Below are 20,788 nucleotides of genomic sequence, written 5' to 3' on the forward strand. Positions count from 1 at the left end.
TTTTTATTGATTTAGATGTTATGATTAGCGTGTAATCACTAATTTGCTAGTGCCGTTAAAATTATTGCTACCGTTAATGGTAACAAAGTAAACGCCGCTGTTTAATGCTGAGGTATTTAATGTTAATGTATTTTCTCCACCCATTAACTTAGCTGTAGTTTCTTGAATTAAGATACGACCACTGATGTCATATACAGTTACTTTGTAGCTTGCATCGCCTTGTGCAGTAAATAACACGTTGGTTGCATCGCTAGCAGGATTTGGATATAATTTTAAATTTTCATTTGCAGATAATTTAACTTCATTTTCTTCTATACCGATTGCGTAAGGAATAGCATATTTATCTGTAGACCATAAACCACGACCGTGTGTTGCAGCATAGATGACACCGTGGTTATAACACTGATAAGAAGGGAAAGTTTGCTGGCGTAATTGGAACACAGGAACGTTAGGGAAATTACCGCCATTCTCTTTTACCCAAGTTGGAGAGGCAATCGTAATATCTGAAGTACTATAGATACCGTTCTCAGTTCCCACTAAAGCAACCTTGTTATCACTTACTTCAAATAAACCGGTGTACGCAGGAATTAATGGTAAACCGGTTCCGTTCTTAGCGGTAAAGTTTGAAGCATCTGTGTTATTCATATTCATAGTAGTGATATCGCTATTGCTTGTATAAACCGTAGCAGATTTGTTTTTATAACCACCACAAGTAATCATAAGAGTCTTGTCATCGTTAGAAATCGCTATACCTGTAACCGGATATTTAAAGCGACCTAAAGCAGTTGTTCTTGTAAGTGCTTTACGGCTATAGGTTGATGCAGAGTCAATATCAGACGAGAAAGTACCGCTATAATCAGCACTTGAAGAATCTCCAAGAACTTCTAAGTGAGAAACTCTGTAAACATAATATGTAGTGTCGTTTTGTTTAGTTGTGAAATAGATATAATTACCATTATTAGCCCATTCTAAACGCGTGATTGTTGTTCCAATAACAGGAGATATTGTAGTTGAAGGTACGCCACCGGGACCATCCATACGAGAGTTTTTACCGGCAACTTTAAACCAATCAGGATTTGTACCAAAGTTTAGCGGACGTTTTACAATAAACACATTAGGACTTTCGGTGGTTCCGCTTGCACTAGTTCCTACAGCTAAACGTGCAGAACGCTTAAGCGGTAATTTCACGATTGGCATAATGGTAGCGTTTGCTGTAGAGTTTAATGGTGAGGTTAAACTTACTGTAGTTGTGAACGGTTGACCACTGATGTCGGTATTTTCTAATTCAATAACGTCACCAATATCGTAACGAAGTTTTGTTGTTACAAATATATTACAAGAATCGCCGGGGTTGTTAGCGAAAGAAAAACGCACACTGTCAACCTTATTGCTATTTATGAAAACAGTATTATTACTTACAGAAGATGTATTTCCTTCACCAATTACATTAACAGCTGTGATAGATGAACCCGAATATGTAGGAACTAATTTTAAATTCTGAGAGTATTTGTAACGAATTCTAATAGAGATGACAGATGAATCATTTGGAGCATTGTTAAAAGTAAATCGAATACTGTCATTTAAACTGCTGTTTGGGAAAACCATATTATTAGTAGCAGTTAATGTATTTGCACCCGCGCCTACAATTCTATATCCTGTTACTACAGAACCGGTATAGGCTAGTGTCATTGAGAAACTCTGAGCAGCAGGAGGTGACAATAACTTGAAGCTGGTCATTTTTACAATAACTGAATCATATTTAGCAGTTGCTTTAGAGCGAGTGTTAGGTACCGTAAAAGTTGTAGCAGATACATTTGTATTAGTGAAAGCCTGTGTAGCAACTAATGATTGACCGGTCTTTTTTAAACTGGTAGTTGTAATAGCAACTGTATCGTATTTAGCACTTGCTTGAGGGCGAGTATTACCAACAGTAAAAGTTGATTTGGAATTAATTGTGTTTTGGAAAACCAAAGACGAAATCTCGTTCATGAATATGGCAGAGTCGAGCGTTTTGTAATTTTCCCATAAACGCATTGGAGTGTTTTCATTAGCAAAACCTGTTCCGCCCGGAGTTCCTGCACCACCTTTTAAGCGATACTGGATGTCGTAAAAAGTAGAAAAAGGAGAGAGACTGATATCACTTGTTCTGAAGATTGTTCCATAAGCGCCTGAATAGAACATAACTTTAGGAGATAATTTTGAAAAGTCAGATTGGAAAGCGTCTGATGATCCAAAACTATTTGAATTTTGTATCGTATTAAGATTTCCAGGCAAGTATGTTAAACTATTTCCAATTGAACCACCCGCAATACCGGCATAAGGTACAACTACGTTAGTTGGAGTTCCCGGGTTGTTACGCGGATAAATAGGGAAAGTAACAGAGTTGAATTGCGAGATATTTAAACCATTATTGAACGGTAAAAATCCGGCATTACTGGAAACTGATTTATAAACTCCGGCATCTGTAGCTACATATAATACATTGTTTACACCATCAAATTTAAAGTCGTGTATTTTAGAGTGAACATAAACAGCCAATGGTAATGGAGCTGAAGTAAAGGCAATTTGAGTCCAATTTCCTTGTCCTAAAGGATTTCCGACAATTTGATTCCAGCCATAAAAAGATTCACTACCTAAATACAACATGGTTTTATTAGCCGGATCCACAGCAATAGTGTTAGCATAATCTCCAAATCCGGTTGTTCCAAATACCATTGGATCAACTTGTGATGTTGGAGGCGTAATTGTTGCCCATGTAGTTCCTTTATTATCTGATACTAAGATACCACCCATATTGCCTGAGGTAGTTGTTACTGTTTTTTGTTTGGCAATACTTAAGTAAACATAGTTAGGGTCGGAAGGAGCAACAGCAATCTCAATCCGGCCACGATCTGTAATATTAGTTGGTGTGATATCGGTATATGTTGAACCAGATGCTGGTTTAAAAAACACTTTAGAAGTTTTGATATCTTTTGAACCTGCAGAGAAAAACACATCACCTAATGTGTTGATTTTAACATCCATACCGGGTAAAGAACCTGATTCGGTAACCTGAGTGAAATTTGCCCCTGCGTCAGTTGAGAAGAAAAATCCTTTATTCGCCGCAACATAAATTGTTCCAGATTGGTCGATAGCTAATTCATTTACATTACCAAAAAGCGAAGAATCTTTCACTAATGTAACTGTACCCGCTGAATTCATTTTATACAATCCGGTTCCAATAAATCCGGAAGAGCCAGCACCATCGCCACCGCGACCAAAAGTTTCCCCTGTCCCAAAAAATATAGTTCCGTCAGAAGCTTGAGCCATAGTGCTAACAATCAATGAGGTTGATTGATCATTCATCGGCAACCAGGTTCCACCACTATTCGTAGATTTGAAGATTCCACCTGAAACACCCGCAGCGTAAACTGTCTTGTTTGTCGGATCTTGGCGATCGATTAAGATAGAACGAGTTCTTCCCGAAATATCATTTGGACCCATTTCCGACCAGGTTAAACCTAATTGCGCCAAAGCATTTCCGCCTACAAATAAAGCACCTAAAAGAAGCGCATTTTTCAATTGATTTTTAATAAATTTTGAAATCATATCAATCTATGTAATTTTAATATTTAGATTATTTTAACAAATCTGACTAAATTTTGTCAAATATAAAAATAAATGGAAATAAATGATTCAAAAAGTACTCAACATTTTAAAAGTGGTCGCATTTTCTTTATTAGTGGCTGATTTAGAGGCACAAGATACCGTTTTAGTTAAAAAACTGGCTCTTGAAAAGCATCAATTAAATAAGCGTGGGATGGTTTATTTAACCTCTTGGGCATCAGTAAATATTGCATCCGGAACAGCAGTTTTAATCACTCACTCCCATGAGGAAAAATGCTTTTTATGCGATGAATTCAGGATGGGGACTCGTTAATTTAATAATTGCGGTTCCTTCACTAGTTGCTAACCCCAAAACCTATTCAAATACTCAGCAATTATCAACTGACCTTAAGAGGACAGAAAAAATATTTTTGATTAATGCCGGATTGGATGTCGTTTACATTGGAGCAGGAATCGGAGCCATGGAATTCGCGAAAACCCGCCAAAATATTAAAGAAAAAGAAATGTATCGTGGATTTGGTAAATCATTCATCGTTCAGGGCACCGCCTTATTATTTTTTGATGCGTTCATGTATCAGATGAATAAAAAACTGAGAAAAAAAGTAAAGGCCAATCAACAACAGGTGGCATTATCCGTGAGTCCTTCCAATCTTTATTTTATTTACAGGTTCTAGCTTTAATTACTCATTTGTAATTTGTTGATTATGTACAGTTTTCTTATGTTTGTTGTTTGTCTTTTATGGAAATTGTTAAAGAATATTTTGCGCATCCAACAGCTGTGATCGATGATGGTTGTAAAATAGGAAAGGGTGTTAAAATTTGGCACTTTTCACATATCATGCCCAATTGTGTTTTAGGAGATAACTGTAACATAGGTCAAAATGTGGTTATTTCTCCCGATGTTGTTCTAGGTAAAAATGTGAAGGTTCAAAATAACGTTTCAATTTACACCGGTGTTACTTGCGACGATGATGTTTTTCTTGGTCCTAGCATGGTTTTTACAAATGTAATTAATCCAAGAAGCGCAGTGAATCGTAAATCTGAATATGCAAAAACGCATGTAGGCAAGGGCGCTTCTATTGGCGCTAATGCAACTATTGTATGCGGACATGATATCGGAGAGTTTGCTTTCATCGGTGCTGGCACAGTAGTTACTAAAACGGTTCCTGCATATGCTCTTATTGTTGGAAATCCAGGACGTCAAATGGGATGGATGAGTGAATTTGGCCATCGTTTGGAATTTGATAAAGATGGTTTTGCAACTTGTAAGGAAAGCGGACAAAAATATAAATTGGAAAATAATTCTGTTAAGCGCATCTCTTAATTATGACAAAAATAAAATTCGCGGTAATAGGGCAAGGGCATATTGGTAAGCGTCATGCGGAAATGGTTCGAAGAAATGAAGCATGCGAACTAATAGCGGTATGTGATATTTTACCAAAGGAAAAATTAGGCCTTGATGATTTAAAGGAAAAGTTTTACTCTAATGTAGACGATCTTTTAAAAAATCATCCTGAAGTTGAGGTAGTAAATGTTTGTACTCCTAACGGTCTGCATGCAGAGCATTCATTAAAAGCATTGGAGTCGGGAAAGAATGTTGTAGTTGAAAAACCAATGGCTCTCTCTAAATCCGATTGCGAAAAAATAATTTACAAAGCACTACACCAACATAAAACAGTTTTCTGTGTAATGCAAAACCGTTATTCACCTCCAAGTGTTTGGTTAAAGGAAGTGGTAGAGAAGAAAATCATAGGCGATATATACATGGTTCAGTTAAATTGTTACTGGAATCGTGATGAGCGTTATTATAAACCTGGTGGATGGAAAGGTACGCAAGCATTGGATGGAGGCACTTTATTCACTCAGTTCTCACATTGGATTGATATTATGTATTGGTTATTCGGCGACATACAAAACATACAAGCAAAATTCGCCGATTTCAATCATCAAAAATCAACGGCATTCGAAGACAGCGGATTTGTGAGTTTCGATTTTGTAAATGGCGGCATGGGTTGTATCAATTACAGCACAGCTGTGTGGGACAAAAATTTAGAATCTTCATTAACTATTGTTGGAAGCAAAGGAAGTGTAAAGGTGGGCGGACAATACATGGATCAAATTGAAGTGTGTAACATTAAAGATTACACTATGCCAAAGTTGGACGCCACAAATCCTGCAAATGATTATGGAGCATACAAAGGCTCGGCTAATAATCATAATTATGTTATTGATAATGTAGTTGAAACTTTAACCGGTAAAAATAAAATCACCACGAATGCCTTAGAAGGATTAAAAGTGGTTGATATCATTGAGCGTATTTACGCTTTACGTCCCGATTCAGTAATTAAAAACATGTAATAATTTCTATATGAGTATCTATAAAAGAATTTTAGACAAAGACGCGAGAATTGCAGTAATAGGTTTAGGTTACGTTGGTTTACCAATTGCGCTTGCCTTTGCTAAAAAGGTAAAAGTAATTGGATTCGATATTAATGAGAAACGCGTTAATATGATGAAGAAGGGCATCGACCCAAGTCAGGAATTGACTAAGAAGGATTTTGCTAATTCAGATATTACGTTCACACATAAATTGGAAGATTTAAAGAAGGCCAACTTCTTTATTGTTGCAGTGCCAACACCAATTGATGAGCATAATTTACCGGACTTAAAACCATTAATCGGCGCTTCAACAACTGTAGGAAAAGTATTGAAGAAAGGCGATTACGTTGTTTATGAATCAACTGTTTATCCGGGTTGTACCGAAGAGGACTGTATCCCTGTTTTGGAAAAGGAATCAGGATTAAAATTTGTGAAGGATTTTAAAGTTGGATATTCACCTGAGCGCATCAATCCGGGTGATAAGGAACATACTATCACTAAAATTTTAAAAATTGTTTCGGGCTGCGATAAAGAAAGCTTAGAGAATATTTCTAAAGTTTACGAAATTATTGTTGAGCCGGGTACACATAAAGCTTCTTCTATAAAGGTTGCTGAAGCAGCAAAAATTATTGAGAACACGCAACGCGACGTAAACATTGCTTTAATGAATGAGCTTTCAATTATTTTCTCACGCATTGGAATTAATACATATGAAGTATTGGAAGCAGCAGGTACTAAATGGAATTTCTTAAAATTTTCTCCAGGCTTAGTTGGCGGACATTGTATTGGTGTTGATCCATACTACTTGACTTACAAGGCGGAAGAAATGGGTTATCATGCACGCGTCATCAACAGTGGTCGTTATGTAAATGACAGCATGGGTTTCTACGTTGCTAAAACCTGTGTGAAGAAAATTATAGCTGCCGGTAAAAATATTTCTAAGTCAAAAGTATTAGTGATGGGTGCCACATTTAAAGAAGATGTTAGTGACATTCGTAACAGTAAAGTGGCTGATATCGTGAAGGAATTAAAATCATTTGGCGTTAAAGTTGAAATTGTAGATCCGCATGCAGACAGTGACGAACTTAAACACGAATATGGTTTTGGTTTAAATAAATTAGGCAAAGGATATGATGGAGTTATTGTTGCCGTAAATCATAAAGAGTATAAGGCCTTGGATGAAAAATACTTTAACTCTATTTTAAGTAAAAAAGGAATTTTAGTGGATGTTAAAGGTATGTATAAGGGCAAGGTTAAAAATCTTACTTATTGGAGTTTATAATTAATGTTAAGGATAGAGGTTTTAAACAATAAAATTTCATCCTGCACATTAACTAAATAAAAAAACGAAAATGAAAATTTTAATAACAGGTGGCGCAGGCTTTATTGGTTCTCACGTCGTGAGATTATTTGTAAATAAATATCCTTCTTACACCATTTATAATTTAGATAAGTTAACTTATGCAGGCAATCTGGCTAATCTAAAAGATATTGAAAGCAAACCGAATTACAAATTTGTAAAGGGAGATATTGTTGATGCAGATTTTATCAATAAACTTTTTGCTGAACATAAATTTGGCGCAGTAATTCATTTAGCGGCCGAAAGCCATGTCGATAGAAGTATTACGAATCCATTGGAGTTCGTTTATACAAATGTAATTGGAACCGTTAACTTACTTAACGCCGCAAAAACAATTTACAAAGAAAACAACGCAGCATTTAAGTTATTTTATCATGTAAGTACCGATGAGGTGTATGGTTCTTTAGGCGAAACAGGCATGTTTACCGAAACAACTTCTTACGATCCTCATAGCCCGTATTCAGCTTCAAAAGCAAGCTCCGATCATTTTGTAAGAGCTTATCATGATACTTACGGATTGCCTGCACTAATTTCAAATTGCTCTAATAATTACGGTCCAAATCATTTTCCTGAGAAATTAATTCCGCTTTGTATCAGTAATATTAAAAACAACAAGCCATTGCCTATTTATGGTAAAGGTGAAAATGTGCGTGACTGGCTATTTGTAGAAGATCATGCGCGTGCGATTGATGTAATATTTCATAACGCAAAGGCAGGAAGTACTTATAACATAGGTGGACATAACGAATGGACAAACATTGATGTAATTCGTTTGCTATGTAAAATTATGGATAAGAAGTTGGGTAGAGCAGAAGGTACCAATGAAAAACTAATCACATTTGTAAAAGATCGTGCCGGTCACGATTTACGTTATGCTATAGATTCTACAAAATTGCAAAACGAATTAGGATGGAAACCAAGCTTACAGTTTGAAGAAGGACTTGAAAGAACAGTAGATTGGTATTTGGCGAATGAGGAATGGTTGCAAAATGTAACTTCAGGCGATTATCAAAAATACTACGAGCAACAATACGTAAAGAGGTGATCGGTTATAGGGTGTCAGTTAACTCTTATTAGTGTTAAGGAAAACAAATTTATAGTATGGCAAGTATAAATTCTTTTGAGGAGTTGGAATGTTGGAAGGAAGCAGTGGTGTTGAGAAAAAGAATTCGTACAATAACTAAATCATTTCCGGCCGATGAAAAATATAAATTAACAGATCAGCTAGTAAGAGCATCGCGGTCAGTTACTGCAAATATAGCTGAAGGTTATGGTAGATTTCATTATTTAGAAAATTCAAAATTTTGCAGAAACTCACGTGGTTCTTTGACTGAGATAATAGATCATCTTATTTTGGCCGAAGAAGAGGGTTATATCACGATGGAAGAATTAGTCGAATTGAAAACTGAGACCAATAAGTGCATCAGGATATTAAACGGTTATATCAATTATTTGCAAAAGGCCGAAAAAGCAAAGAAGTCAGCTCCTGCAACAAGTAACAAATAACCAAAAACAGTTAACCTATAATATGGAAAAGAAAGTTTGTTTAGATTGCGGTGAGCCGATTAAAGGTAGGGCAGACAAAAAATTCTGCAATGATATTTGCCGGAATTCCTATAACAATAAACTTAATAGCGATACCAACAATCACGTTCGAAACATTAATAACATCCTTCGTAAAAACAGAAGGATCATGGAGGATTTATTAACCGGAACTACGGTGACGGTTTCCAAACAAAAACTATCATCAGCAGGATTTAATTTTAATTATTTCACCAATCTCGTGAAAACGAAAGAAAGTAAGTTGTATTACTTCTGTTATGAATTTGGTTATTTACCCCTGGAAAACGAAAAAATTCTCTTAGTAAAGAGCAAAAAAGAAGCCGATTAATTTAATAGGCTTCTTTTTTATAGAGACTAATTTTTTAATTATCGAATAATTGACTATCCGGAACACAGGTGCACTTTGGTGCCGGCTTAGGCAGATAGTTTATTTCAGATGGACGTAAAGCCTTAGTAGAGTTATCATACTTTAATGTTAGTCTAACTTCCGATTTAATCGTTACGCCACCTTTCACCGCCGGATACCAGGTATTCATGTTATTCTTAATGGTTTCCTCAATCAGTTTATTTATATCAGGATCGCCACCTTGAACAAAAATCTTTTTAATAGTTCCATCGAAATTCAATTGTAAACGAACAATAGTAGTTAAATCTTTTACGGCCTTCTTTTGTTTTTTGTTTAACGGTAAATTCTCTTTGAAGAAATCATAAATTTCTTCGCCGCCACTTTCATAACATGGAGGGCGACAAGCCTTCACGTCTTTAGATTTTTTCGGAGTAGCATAACCTTCACGTTTTTGAATAGGTGCTTTTACTACCGGAGCTTCTTCTTCTTTCTTAGACTTTTTAGGTTCTGCTGCAACTTCTTCTTTTACCTCTTTTTCTTTTTTCGGTTTTTCGGCTTTCGCTGCTTTTTCCTCTTTAACCTTTTCTTCCTTTACCTTTTCTTCTTTTTCTTTCTTTGGTTTTTCTGCTTTTGCAGATTTTTCTTCTTTCACCGGTGGAGCAGCTACAGGTTCAGGAGCCTTTGGTTCTTCTTTTCCGGCGTAATAAATATAAAAACCTTGCACTTGTTTAAATGCTTCAGCATCACCTGTGGTACTGCACTGACAAATATTATACAAGTTGGTATTATCCTGAAAAAATTGCGGGTAGGTTTTAATTAGATTTTCCCAGCGCTCTCGGTTAGCAGTTTCACGTTTGGCAAGGTCACTAGCTTCGTTTTCTGTAAAAACTAACACAATATCATTAATTGGCAGATTAATAATTGAGTCGCCGGTTGAGGTTTTACCAACACCTTCGGTGCCACGTTTAGATCGAATGAACGCGTAGTTTTTATTTTTCGCTTTATAAGCTTTGGTAATAGAATCAGATTCGAAAATCAAATCGTCATAAAGAATTTCTTGTGCATTCACATTAATTGCAAAAAGGCAAAGGAGTAAAAATCCAATAAGTTTTTTCATCAGGTTAATTTTACTCCAAATTATAAAAATAAAAGTGATATTATCAAGCCCTGTTAAAAAGGCTATCCACAAACTCGGGTGCATTAAATAGCTGGAGGTCGGTCATTTTTTCACCAACTCCTATGTATTTAACCGGAATTTTAAATTCATCGCTAATGCCTATTACAACTCCGCCCTTAGCGGTACCGTCGAGTTTTGTAACGGCTAAAGCATTTACATCGGTGGCAGCAGTAAACTGACGACATTGCTCGATGGCGTTTTGCCCTGTACTACCATCTAAAACCAATAAAACTTCGTGTGGCGCGTCAGGAACCACTTTTTTCATAACATTTTTAATTTTGGTTAATTCGTTCATCAAATTAACCTTGTTATGTAAACGCCCTGCTGTATCAATAATAACTACATCGGCATTTTTTGAAACCGCGCTACTTAATGTATCAAAGGCAACACTCGCCGGGTCGGCACCCATTCCTTGCGATACAATAGGAACACCAACACGTTCACTCCAGATAATTAACTGGTCAACAGCCGCAGCTCTGAAAGTATCCGCTGCACCAAGTACAACACTCTTTCCGGCTTGTTTAAATTGATGAGAAAGTTTGCCAATAGTAGTTGTTTTTCCTACACCATTAACGCCCACCACCATTATGACATATGGTTTTTTTGTAAGCGGTGCGGTAAAATCGAAAGCATTGTTGGCAGAATTGTTTTCTTTGAGAAGCGCTGCAATTTCATCACGAAGAATGGTATTGAGCTCGTTGGTTGAAACGTATTTATCACGCGCTACGCGTTCTTCAATACGTTTAATGATTTTAATGGTGGTGTTAACGCCAACATCGCCGCTAATTAATACTTCTTCCAGATTATCCAGAACATCAGCATCCACCGTGCTTTTTCCGGCAATAGCTTTTGCTATTTTGCCAAAAAAACTCTCTTTGGTTTTCGACAAGCCTTCATCGAGGCTCTGCTTTTCTTCTTTGCTGAATAATTTCGAGAAAAATCCCATTATAGAAACGTCCTAAAATAAAAATTTCTTTCCTTGTTGGGGGAAAGAAATTTTAATGCAATCGATTAATAAATTATTTAGATTTTAAAAAATCTGCAATGTGATCGTTATGAACGATTTCTTCTTTAAATGTGTAAGCTCCGCTTTTGCCGGATTTAACCATTTTAATAACCTTGGTAAAATCTTTACCTTTTCCGGTTTTTAATGTTGCAACTACCTTCTTTGCCATTGTTCTTTATTTTTAAGGTTATTACTTAATTTCTTTGTGAACAGTCATACGCTTTAAGATAGGGTTGTATTTTTTCAACTCTATACGATCAGGCGTATTCTTTTTGTTTTTAGTAGTGATATAACGAGAAGTTCCCGGTTTACCGCTTTCTTTATGCTCGGTACACTCTAAAATAACCTGTATTCTATTTTTACTACGTGCCATTTTTTCTATTTTTTATATTATGCTAAAATGCCGTTTTCTTTGGCATCTTTTAAGCAGGCGTAAATACCTAACTTGTTAATGTTTTTTAATGCTGAAGTAGATACACGAAGTGTAACCCACTCACCTGTTTCAGGTACAAAAAAGCGCTTACGCTTTAAGTTTACTTTAAACTGACGGCGAGATTTTGCATTAGAGTGCGATACTTTGTTACCGCCCATCGCCTTTTTTCCTGTTATCTGACAAATACGTGACATGACTTAAAATCTTAAATTTCCCCTTAAAAAGGGACGCAAATATACAACATTAACCAGAACCTGCAAAATTATAAACCCAAATATCTTAATAAATGGGAATAATTATTCTGAAAACACTTTTGGAGCCTCTTCCCGCAAATTATACCCCGATGCCATCACCTCCCCATAAGCCCCGGTACTTCTTATGGCGATTAAGTCACCTCTTTGTGTTTCAGTAAGTTCCATTGATTTTCCAAAGCAATCACTGCTTTCACAAATGGGTCCTACCACATCATATTTAAATAATTGTCCTGACGACGAACTTCTCAGGCTACCGCTCAAATTTTCGATTTTATGGTAGGCTTGGTACAAGGCCGGTCTTATTAATTCGGTCATACCCGCATCCAAAATGGCAAAATTGGTATTGATGGCTTTCTTAATATATAATACACGGCTTATCAAACTTCCGCATTGCGCTACAATGGCACGGCCCAATTCGAAGTGCACTTCCTGTCCGGGACGAACTTCTAAAAATTCTTTAAAAACGGTAAAGAAGGATTTAAAATCTACAATGCTTTCTTTGTCGGGCTCTTTATAATTGATGCCTAAACCGCCACCTACATTTAAAATTTGCAAATCAAAACCTTTGTGTAAAAACCAGGTGTTGATTTCATTCACACGCTGACATAATTTTTTAAACGGACTCAAATCTGTAATCTGCGATCCGATATGAAAATGCAATCCGATAAGTTGGATGTTTGGAAGTTTTTTAATCAAATCAATAACGGTATCGAACTCATACGGATTTATACCAAACTTATTTTCTTCCAAACCGGTTGTAATGTACTTATGAGTATAAGCATCCACATTCGGATTAATACGCAAGGCTACTGGAGCTATCTTATTTTTCTTTTGTGCCAGTTCATTGATAACTTCCAGTTCCATTGTACTTTCCACATTGAAACATAAAATATTTTGATCCAAGGCATAATTAATTTCCGCATCGCTTTTTCCTACGCCGGCAAAAACAATTTTAGCGGACTTGTATCCTGTTTCAACAGCACGCTTTACTTCACCACCACTTACACAATCAGCACCCAAACCATACGACTGAATGAGTTTTAATATTTCAGGATTTGAATTAGCTTTTAAAGCGTAATGAACATGAAAGTTGTTTGCCTTACTGAGCGATTGAACTTCACTCAATGTTTTTTTCAATACCGCTAAATCATAATAATAAAACGGCGTTGAAAGTCTTTCGAATTTTTGGATTGTCTCTTTGGTAAACATGTTTACTTAGTTATAATTAAACAATCCTTTATTTAATGCCTGCAATGCTTCTTTCTTTAATTTTGAATCAATCAAAACCGAAATATTATTAGCACTTCCACCATAAGAAACCATACGCACAGGAATATCTTTCAGTGCAGCTAAAACTTTGTATCCATAACCGGCCGCATCTTTTGGTACACTACCAACAACGCAAATAATCGTTTGATTTTCGTCTATTTCAACATTGGCAATTTCTTCCAACTCTTTACGGATTTCTTTTAAGTATTTAGTGTTATCAATTGTGAGTGAAACAGCCACCTCCGAAGTCGTAATCATATCAATTGGTGTTTTGTAACGCTCAAAAATTTCAAACACGGCACGTAAGAAACCATGCGCTAAAAGCATTCGGTCGCTTTTAATATTAATAGCTACAATGCCATCTTTTGCGGCAACTGCCTTTATGCCTTCTTTGGTTTGAATATTGGCAATTAAAGTTCCTTCTGCCTCCGGTTGCATCGTGTTTTTTAAGCGTACCGGAATGTTTCTTTTCTGCGCCGGTAAAATACAGGTAGGATGTAAAATTTTTGCCCCGAAGTAAGCCAACTCAGCCGCTTCATCAAAACTCAATTCGTTGATTGGATGTGTTTTGTTAACGAAGCGCGGATCATTATTGTGCATCCCATCAATATCAGTCCAAATTTGAACTTCTTCACTGTATAATGCAGCACCAATAATCGAAGCCGTGTAATCACTTCCGCCACGTTTTAAATTATCAATTTCACCAAAGGCGTTTCTGCAGATGTAACCTTGCGTGATAAATAAAATTTCTCCTGGATATTTTTTTAATTCAGTCTGTAAATTGGTTTCAATATATTTTATATCCGGTTCTTCGTTTTCATCGATGCGCATGAAGTTGAGAGCCGGTAATAAAACAGATTTCACGTTTATTTCCGATAAATAAAAATGAAACATGGCAGTGCTTAACAATTCACCTTGTGCTAAAACGGCTTTTTCCTCATTAGCGGTGAACATATCTAAAGTGAAAGCACGCAAATAATTAAAATGATTGGTAATTAAGTCACCTGCTTTTCTTAAAAACTCCTCCGATTTATACAATAAGGTAATTTCTTTACGGTACTTTTCCTCGAGTTTATTAATTAACTCGTTGGCTTTAGCCGTATCCTTTTTATATAAAGCCTCACTAATTTCAACTAAAGAATTTGTTGTGCCGCTCATAGCCGATAACACCACAATTTTAGGTTCATTGTTAACGACTAATTTTACAAGTGCCTGAATGCGTTCTGCGCTGCCTACGCTGGTACCGCCAAATTTTAAAATTTTCATAATTGTATTTCCCCTTAAGGGATGTCAAATTTATAAATTAATGTGAATACTAAATTGAATTTACGAAAACACGAAAGCGCGTAGCTCTCAGAACTATTGAATGGCCATGCCGGCCTTACATTTTCGTTTTATGGTAATGATGTGTTTCATTAACGGTGACAAAGAAACAAAGATTTTCCAGCGTACGCAAAAAAGTAATTCACTAATCGTTAACAAAAACACTGATTAAACTCATTCTTTTTAATTGTATTCATCAGTCTTCTGTGTTTGATAATGTGATAACTATGTCTTACTTTTTTACTATGAAAACAAACTTTATAATTTCATTTGACGCATTGGGTAAAAACGATGTGGCTCTTGTTGGAGGTAAGAATGCCTCTCTTGGCGAAATGGCTAATAATTTAAAGTCGAAGGGAATTCACGTTCCCAATGGTTTTGCAACAACAGCTTCTGCATTTCAATACTTTTTACAATACAATAAGCTTAATCAACCTTTATACGATTTGTTTTTAAGGTTAGATACCAAAGATTTTTCTAATCTGTCGCAAATAGGAGAACAGGCACGAATGCTTGTTAGGAACGCGGAAATTCCTTCAGATTTTAAATCGGAAATTATCTCTGCCTATAAAGAGCTTTGCGGAAACGAAGGTCGTGAGGTGGATGTAGCTGTCAGGAGCAGTGCCACCGCTGAAGATTTGCCAACGGCTAGTTTTGCCGGTCAACACGATTCGTTTTTAAATATTAGCGGAGCTGAAGATGTAGTAAACGCAGTTCATCGCTGTTTTGTTTCTTTGTTTAACAACCGTGCCATCAAATACCGTGAGGATAACGGATTCGAACAAATGAAAGTGTATTTATCGGCAGGTGTGCAATTGATGGTACGTTCCGATTTATCTTCGGCCGGTGTAATATTTACGCTAGAACCCGAATCGGGATTTAAAGATGTTATTGTCATATCCGGTGTATGGGGCTTAGGAGAAAACATTGTACAAGGCGCAGTAACTCCCGATGAATTTCATGTTTTCAAAACAACGTTACAGCAAAACAAGAATGCTATTATCTCCAAAAAACTGGGAACGAAGGCGAAAACAATGGTGTATTCTACCACTGATAAATCAAGTATTGTGAATACAGATACGCCTGAAGAAAAAAGAAAGCAATGGGTGTTAAATGATGAAGAAATTACTCAATTGGCGAGCTGGAGTTACACCATTGAGCAACATTATAAAATGCCTATGGATATTGAATGGGCTAAAGATGGAATGACAGGAAAACTTTTCATAGTGCAAGCACGCCCCGAAACAGTACATTCTAAAAAGGACCCGTATTTAAAGACTGAATACATTGTAAAAGAAAAAGGAACAATTTTAACTAAGGGTAATGCCATTGGCTCCGGAATTGCTTCCGGCAAAGCGCGTATTATTATGTCGAGTGCTGATGCAGATAAATTGCAGGAGGGTGAAGTGCTTGTGACGGATATTACAAATCCGGACTGGGATCCTATTCTTAAAAAAGCAGCGGCAATTATCACCAATAAAGGAGGAAGAACTTCTCATGCAGCCATTGTGGCGCGCGAAGTAGGTGCGGTGGCTGTAGTTGGAACAGGTGATGCTACCGAAAAAATAAAGGATGGTATGATTGTGACCGTTAGTTGCGCACAGGGAAAAACAGGTTTTGTATACAATGGAAAATTAAACTGGACTGAGCAAAATCTGGATTTTAAAAACATGACCATGCCAGAAACGCAGCCAATGATGATATTAGGTGATCCTGAGAAAGCCTATGGATATTCGTTTTATCCGAACAAGGGAATTGGACTTATGCGCTTGGAGTTTATCATTAATGGTGCCATTAAAATTCACCCGATGGCTTTGGTGAACTATCCGAATTTAAAAGATAATGAAGCCAAAAAACATATAGATGAAATTACCTATCAATACTCTGACAAGAAGGAGTATTTTATTGATAAATTATCGCAAGCTGTTGGTACAATTGCAGCAGCGTTTTATCCCAAGGATGTGATTGTGCGAATGAGCGATTTCAAAACCAACGAATATGCGAATTTGATTGGTGGAAAAGAGTTTGAGCCGGAAGAGGAAAATCCTATGATTGGTTTCAGAGGGGCTTCGCGTTATTATAACGAGCGTTACCGCGAAGGTTTTAAATTAGAGTGCGAAGCCATGAAACGGGTGCGAAATGAAATGGGCTTAACCAATGTGAAATTGATGATTCCGTTTTGCAGAACGGTTGAAGAAGGAAAGAAAGTTGTGGAATTGATGAATACTTATGGTTTAAAACGCGGCGATAATGGATTAGAAGTTTATGTGATGGCTGAAATTCCAAGTAATGTTATTCTGGCAAAGGAATTCTCGGAAGTGTTTGATGGATTTTCTATCGGCTCCAACGATTTAACCCAGTTAACTCTAGGTTTAGACAGAGATTCTGCCATTGTGAGTGATTTGTTTGACGAGAATAATAAAGCGGTAAAAACTATGATTGCCACTGTTATTAAATCTGCTAAGGAAAATGGCGCAAAAATTGGATTATGCGGACAAGCGCCAAGCGATTATCCGGAGTTTGCACAATTTTTAGTGGAGCAGGGCATCAACAGCATTTCATATAATCCGGATGCGCTCTTGAAAGGAATAGAAAATATGGTAAAGGCCGAGGAGAAACTAAAGACAAAGCATTAATCCATTTAGAATCTGACTAAGCGCCTGAGAATTATTTTATTAATAATTCGTTAATATCTTGTTTTTCCTAACAGGGGCTGAGAGCCTATCTTTACGCGATTTAATTTGTTCGGAGTTTGTAGTTAGTAGATCGTAGAAATTTCTTCTAGAACCCGACTACGAACTATGAACTCTAAACTATCAACTCGTAGATATGCCAAAAGATAGCTCAATAAAGTCAGTTTTAATTATAGGTTCCGGTCCGATTATTATCGGACAAGCTTGTGAATTTGATTATTCCGGTTCTCAAGCCGCCAGAAGTTTACGTGAAGAAGGAATTGAAGTGTCGCTTATCAATAGTAATCCGGCGACTATCATGACAGACAAAGTAACTGCTGATCATGTATACTTGTGGCCGTTAGAAGTAAAATCTATCGTTAAGATTTTAGAAGAACGCAAAATTGACGCTGTACTTCCAACTATGGGCGGACAAACCGCATTGAATCTCGCGTTGAAATGCGATGATATGGGTATTTGGAAGAAGTATGGTGTAAAGATGATTGGTGTGGATATTGATGCTATTAAAGTCACTGAAGACCGTGATTTATTCCGTGCACGCATGGAAGAAATCGGAGTAGGCATGGCACCAAGTAAAATTGCAAAAAGTTTCTTAGAGGGTAAATCTATTGCACAGGAGTTTGGTTTCCCTTTGGTAATTCGTCCTTCATTTACTTTAGGAGGAAGCGGAGGTTCAGTTGTATACGAAAAGGAAAATTTTGATACACTATTAAACCGTGGTTTACAAACTTCACCTATTCATGAAGTATTGATTGATAAAGCGGTTTTGGGTTGGAAGGAATATGAGTTAGAATTATTGCGCGATAAAAACGATAACGTTGCTATTATCTGTTCCATTGAAAACTTTGATCCGATGGGCGTGCATACAGGCGACAGTATCACTGTTGCGCCGGCTATGACTTTAAGTGATAGTACATATCAAAAGATGCGTACGATGGCTATCAAAATGATGCGCAGTATCGGAAATTTCGCCGGAGGATGTAATGTGCAGTTTGCGGTAAGTAATGATGAAAAAGAAGAAATCATCGCGATTGAAATTAATCCACGTGTATCTCGTTCATCTGCTTTAGCAAGTAAAGCCACCGGTTATCCAATTGCGCGCATTGCTTCTAAATTAGCCATTGGTTATCATTTGGATGAATTGATTAATCAAATTACAAAATCTACTTCGGCATATTTCGAGCCAACTTTGGATTACGTAATCGTAAAAATCCCTCGTTGGAACTTTGATAAATTTAAAGGCACCAACCGTGAGTTAGGTTTCCAGATGAAATCGGTAGGTGAGGTAATGGCTATTGGAAGAAGTTTCCAGGAAGCATTGCAAAAAGCCTGTCAGAGTTTAGAGATTAAACGTAATGGTTTGGGTGCTGATGGAAAAGAAAACACGAATCAGGCAGAATTATTAAAAGGGTTAGAACGCCCAAGCTGGAATCGATTGTTTATGATTTATGATGCCATGAAATTAGGCATCTCCATCAAAACTATTCAGAAGCTGACGCAAATTGATATGTGGTTCCTTGAGCAAATCGAACAAATGATTGCCATGGAGAAAGAGATTGAGAAACACAATCTTTCTAGTCTTCCAAAAGATTTATTGTACGAAGCAAAACAAAAAGGATATGCCGATCGTCAGATAGCGCATTTGTTGCGTTGCCTCGAAAGTGAAGTTTATAAAAAGAGAAATGAATTCGGTATTAAGCGTGTATATAAATTAGTAGATACCTGTGCTGCCGAGTTTGAAGCAAAAACACCTTACTACTATTCAACTTTTGAAGATGAAAATGAAAGTGTTCGCAGTGAAAGAAAGAAAGTAGTGATTTTAGGAAGCGGTCCTAACCGTATCGGACAAGGTATCGAATTTGATTACAGTTGTGTGCATGGCGTATTGGCAGCTAAAGAATGCGGTTATGAAACGATTATGATTAACTGTAATCCGGAAACCGTTAGTACCGATTTCAGTACTGCAGATAAATTATATTTTGAACCGGTATTCTGGGAACATATTTACGACATCATTCAGCACGAAAAACCGGAAGGCGTAATTGTGCAATTAGGCGGACAAACCGCATTAAAGCTCGCAGAGAAATTAGATAAATACGGAATTAAAATCATCGGTACCGATTTCAAATCTTTGGATTTGGCGGAAGACAGAGGAAGCTTCTCTACTTTATTAAAAGAAAACAATATTCCATATCCTAAATTTGGTGTAATCACTGATGCGGAGGAAGCAATTAATCTCTCTAAGGAATTAGGTTTCCCATTGTTGGTTCGTCCGAGCTACGTGTTAGGCGGACAAAGCATGAAGATTGTGATTAATGAAGAAGAGCTGGAACAACATGTTGTAAAATTATTGAACGATTTGCCGGATAATAAAGTTTTACTGGATCACTTCCTCGATGGAGCTATCGAAGCGGAAGCGGATGCTATTTGCGACGGAAAAGATGTTTACATCATCGGCATCATGGAGCATATTGAGCCGGCAGGTATTCACTCCGGAGATTCTTATGCTGTATTGCCTCCGTTTGATTTGAGCGAAAACGTCATTAAGCAAATTGAACAACACACAAAAACCATCGCTTTAGCTTTAAATACAGTTGGTTTAATTAACATTCAGTTTGCAGTGAAGGATGAAATCGTTTACATCATTGAAGCGAATCCGCGTGCAAGTCGTACAGTACCGTTTATTGCTAAAGCTTACGATGAGCCTTATGTGAATTACGCAACAAAGGTGATGTTACGTGATAAAATGGTGAAAGACTTCAAATTCAATCCACGTAAAAAAGGATATGCGATAAAGATTCCTGTATTCAGCTATGAAAAATTCCCTGATATTCAGAAGGAGTTAGGTCCTGAAATGAAGAGTACAGGTGAGGCGATTTATTTCATCGATGATTTATACGATGAATATTTTCAGAACATTTACAGCGAGAGAAATCTATACCTGAGCAAATAACCCCGACCTTCAGGTCGGGATAAATGCAGGGCTTAACCAAACACTTCATATAATCCGTAAAATATAACGAGTAATCCAACGCTTGTAAAGCCGTACATGACGTAGGCAAAGGAAGTGTTGGCGTAAAAATTGGAAACGGTTAGCAGAAAACCAATCAATAATAATATCGATCCAACTAAGATGATCATTCCTCCTTTTTGGCGTTTTTGCGCATAGTGTATCAGCTTTACTTCCTTTACAATTTCCGCCGCTTCCAGATCATCACACCCTTCTTTAATTAAGTCATCATGAATGTCGGAGAACGTTTTGTGTTGTTGTACCCAAATAATAGCTTTGTGATGCAATTCCTCGTATTTTTCTTCGTTTAGCATATAATTACTTAATAATTAGATAAATATATTAAAATTCCGATACCCGATTTATGAT

Annotated in this window: 19 protein-coding genes; 10 read left to right on the top strand and 9 right to left on the bottom strand. The window is 36.8% G+C overall.

From position 1 onward, the window contains the following. Window positions 1–24: 24 nt before the first annotated feature. Window positions 25–3,588, bottom strand: coding sequence for a T9SS type A sorting domain-containing protein (locus J0L69_06050; GenBank protein MBN8692737.1), 3,564 nt, complete (start codon window positions 3,586–3,588; stop codon window positions 25–27). An 82-nt stretch (window positions 3,589–3,670) separates the two neighbouring features. On the opposite strand from J0L69_06050, the gene J0L69_06055 reads away from it, so the two are divergent. The 8 genes from J0L69_06055 (at window position 3,671) to J0L69_06090 (ending at window position 9,236) form a co-directional block, all read left to right on the top strand. Beyond that, window positions 3,671–3,919 carry a hypothetical protein gene (locus J0L69_06055; GenBank protein MBN8692738.1) on the top strand — a complete coding sequence of 83 codons (249 nt, stop codon included), beginning with the start codon at window positions 3,671–3,673 and terminating at the stop codon, window positions 3,917–3,919. Further along, window positions 3,870–4,280: a hypothetical protein gene (locus J0L69_06060; protein MBN8692739.1), complete on the top strand. Its 411-nt coding sequence runs from the start codon at window positions 3,870–3,872 to the stop codon at window positions 4,278–4,280. The genes J0L69_06055 and J0L69_06060 overlap by 50 nt, the downstream gene beginning before the upstream one ends. A gap of 65 nt (window positions 4,281–4,345) precedes the next feature. Next, on the top strand, window positions 4,346–4,930 hold the full coding sequence (locus tag J0L69_06065; GenBank protein ID MBN8692740.1) for an N-acetyltransferase: 585 nt from the start codon (window positions 4,346–4,348) through the stop codon (window positions 4,928–4,930). Next, a complete protein-coding gene (locus J0L69_06070; protein MBN8692741.1) occupies window positions 4,930–5,964 on the top strand; it encodes a Gfo/Idh/MocA family oxidoreductase in 1,035 nt (344 codons plus the stop codon). Before J0L69_06065 ends, J0L69_06070 begins: the two co-directional genes overlap by 1 nt. Before the next feature lie 16 nt (window positions 5,965–5,980). Continuing rightward, complete coding sequence (locus J0L69_06075) at window positions 5,981–7,267, top strand: nucleotide sugar dehydrogenase (protein ID MBN8692742.1); 1,287 nt, start codon at window positions 5,981–5,983, stop codon at window positions 7,265–7,267. 70 nt (window positions 7,268–7,337) lie between these two features. Next, window positions 7,338–8,390, top strand: a complete 1,053-nt coding sequence (rfbB, locus tag J0L69_06080; protein ID MBN8692743.1) for a dTDP-glucose 4,6-dehydratase — start codon at window positions 7,338–7,340, stop codon at window positions 8,388–8,390. A gap of 56 nt (window positions 8,391–8,446) precedes the next feature. Then, window positions 8,447–8,851, top strand: a complete 405-nt coding sequence (locus J0L69_06085) for a four helix bundle protein (protein MBN8692744.1) — start codon at window positions 8,447–8,449, stop codon at window positions 8,849–8,851. Window positions 8,852–8,873: 22 nt separating this feature from the next. Further along, window positions 8,874–9,236 (top strand): hypothetical protein, encoded by a 363-nt coding sequence (locus J0L69_06090; protein ID MBN8692745.1) that lies wholly within the window; start codon window positions 8,874–8,876, stop codon window positions 9,234–9,236. A 34-nt stretch (window positions 9,237–9,270) separates the two neighbouring features. Here the strand turns inward: J0L69_06090 and J0L69_06095 are convergent, their stop codons facing one another. The 7 genes from J0L69_06095 to J0L69_06125 form a co-directional block, all read right to left on the bottom strand. After that, a complete protein-coding gene (locus J0L69_06095; protein MBN8692746.1) occupies window positions 9,271–10,371 on the bottom strand; it encodes a hypothetical protein in 1,101 nt (366 codons plus the stop codon). A 43-nt stretch (window positions 10,372–10,414) separates the two neighbouring features. Then, on the bottom strand, window positions 10,415–11,377 hold the full coding sequence (gene ftsY, locus J0L69_06100; GenBank protein MBN8692747.1) for a signal recognition particle-docking protein FtsY: 963 nt from the start codon (window positions 11,375–11,377) through the stop codon (window positions 10,415–10,417). A 73-nt stretch (window positions 11,378–11,450) separates the two neighbouring features. Further along, on the bottom strand, window positions 11,451–11,606 hold the full coding sequence (locus J0L69_06105) for a DUF4295 domain-containing protein (protein ID MBN8692748.1): 156 nt from the start codon (window positions 11,604–11,606) through the stop codon (window positions 11,451–11,453). 21 nt (window positions 11,607–11,627) lie between these two features. Beyond that, the gene (gene rpmG / locus J0L69_06110) at window positions 11,628–11,810 is read right to left on the bottom strand and encodes a 50S ribosomal protein L33 (protein MBN8692749.1); all 183 of its coding nucleotides are present in this window, start codon (window positions 11,808–11,810) and stop codon (window positions 11,628–11,630) included. 17 nt (window positions 11,811–11,827) lie between these two features. Beyond that, entirely contained in the window at window positions 11,828–12,064 is a 237-nt protein-coding gene (locus tag J0L69_06115; GenBank protein ID MBN8692750.1) for a 50S ribosomal protein L28, read from the bottom strand. 102 nt (window positions 12,065–12,166) lie between these two features. Continuing rightward, window positions 12,167–13,333: a diaminopimelate decarboxylase gene (lysA, locus tag J0L69_06120; GenBank protein ID MBN8692751.1), complete on the bottom strand. Its 1,167-nt coding sequence runs from the start codon at window positions 13,331–13,333 to the stop codon at window positions 12,167–12,169. Between the two features lie 6 nt (window positions 13,334–13,339). Beyond that, a complete protein-coding gene (locus J0L69_06125; GenBank protein MBN8692752.1) occupies window positions 13,340–14,659 on the bottom strand; it encodes an aspartate kinase in 1,320 nt (439 codons plus the stop codon). Window positions 14,660–14,961: 302 nt separating this feature from the next. Between J0L69_06125 and ppsA the strand changes: the two genes are divergently transcribed. Continuing rightward, on the top strand, window positions 14,962–17,352 hold the full coding sequence (gene ppsA, locus J0L69_06130) for a phosphoenolpyruvate synthase (GenBank protein ID MBN8692753.1): 2,391 nt from the start codon (window positions 14,962–14,964) through the stop codon (window positions 17,350–17,352). Between the two features lie 193 nt (window positions 17,353–17,545). Continuing rightward, complete coding sequence (gene carB / locus J0L69_06135; protein ID MBN8692754.1) at window positions 17,546–20,362, top strand: carbamoyl-phosphate synthase large subunit; 2,817 nt, start codon at window positions 17,546–17,548, stop codon at window positions 20,360–20,362. A gap of 32 nt (window positions 20,363–20,394) precedes the next feature. On the opposite strand, the gene J0L69_06140 is transcribed toward carB, so the two are convergent. Then, the gene (locus tag J0L69_06140) at window positions 20,395–20,733 is read right to left on the bottom strand and encodes a hypothetical protein (GenBank protein ID MBN8692755.1); all 339 of its coding nucleotides are present in this window, start codon (window positions 20,731–20,733) and stop codon (window positions 20,395–20,397) included. Between the last annotated feature and the right edge of the window lie 55 nt (window positions 20,734–20,788).

It is taken from the genome of Bacteroidota bacterium, assembly GCA_017303905.1.
Taxonomy (GTDB): Bacteria; Bacteroidota; Bacteroidia; order B-17B0; family Aurantibacillaceae; genus JAHEYG01.

Coding starts and splice junctions, on each gene's coding strand:
- J0L69_06050 (MBN8692737.1), bottom strand. CDS start 3,588: ATGATTTCAAAATTTATTAAAAATCAATTGAAAAATGCGCTTCTTTTA.
- J0L69_06055 (MBN8692738.1), top strand. CDS start 3,671: ATGATTCAAAAAGTACTCAACATTTTAAAAGTGGTCGCATTTTCTTTA.
- J0L69_06060 (MBN8692739.1), top strand. CDS start 3,870: ATGAGGAAAAATGCTTTTTATGCGATGAATTCAGGATGGGGACTCGTT.
- J0L69_06065 (MBN8692740.1), top strand. CDS start 4,346: ATGGAAATTGTTAAAGAATATTTTGCGCATCCAACAGCTGTGATCGAT.
- rfbB (MBN8692743.1), top strand. CDS start 7,338: ATGAAAATTTTAATAACAGGTGGCGCAGGCTTTATTGGTTCTCACGTC.
- J0L69_06085 (MBN8692744.1), top strand. CDS start 8,447: ATGGCAAGTATAAATTCTTTTGAGGAGTTGGAATGTTGGAAGGAAGCA.
- J0L69_06090 (MBN8692745.1), top strand. CDS start 8,874: ATGGAAAAGAAAGTTTGTTTAGATTGCGGTGAGCCGATTAAAGGTAGG.
- J0L69_06095 (MBN8692746.1), bottom strand. CDS start 10,371: ATGAAAAAACTTATTGGATTTTTACTCCTTTGCCTTTTTGCAATTAAT.
- ftsY (MBN8692747.1), bottom strand. CDS start 11,377: ATGGGATTTTTCTCGAAATTATTCAGCAAAGAAGAAAAGCAGAGCCTC.
- J0L69_06105 (MBN8692748.1), bottom strand. CDS start 11,606: ATGGCAAAGAAGGTAGTTGCAACATTAAAAACCGGAAAAGGTAAAGAT.
- rpmG (MBN8692749.1), bottom strand. CDS start 11,810: ATGGCACGTAGTAAAAATAGAATACAGGTTATTTTAGAGTGTACCGAG.
- J0L69_06115 (MBN8692750.1), bottom strand. CDS start 12,064: ATGTCACGTATTTGTCAGATAACAGGAAAAAAGGCGATGGGCGGTAAC.
- lysA (MBN8692751.1), bottom strand. CDS start 13,333: ATGTTTACCAAAGAGACAATCCAAAAATTCGAAAGACTTTCAACGCCG.
- J0L69_06125 (MBN8692752.1), bottom strand. CDS start 14,659: ATGAAAATTTTAAAATTTGGCGGTACCAGCGTAGGCAGCGCAGAACGC.
- ppsA (MBN8692753.1), top strand. CDS start 14,962: ATGAAAACAAACTTTATAATTTCATTTGACGCATTGGGTAAAAACGAT.
- carB (MBN8692754.1), top strand. CDS start 17,546: ATGCCAAAAGATAGCTCAATAAAGTCAGTTTTAATTATAGGTTCCGGT.
- J0L69_06140 (MBN8692755.1), bottom strand. CDS start 20,733: ATGCTAAACGAAGAAAAATACGAGGAATTGCATCACAAAGCTATTATT.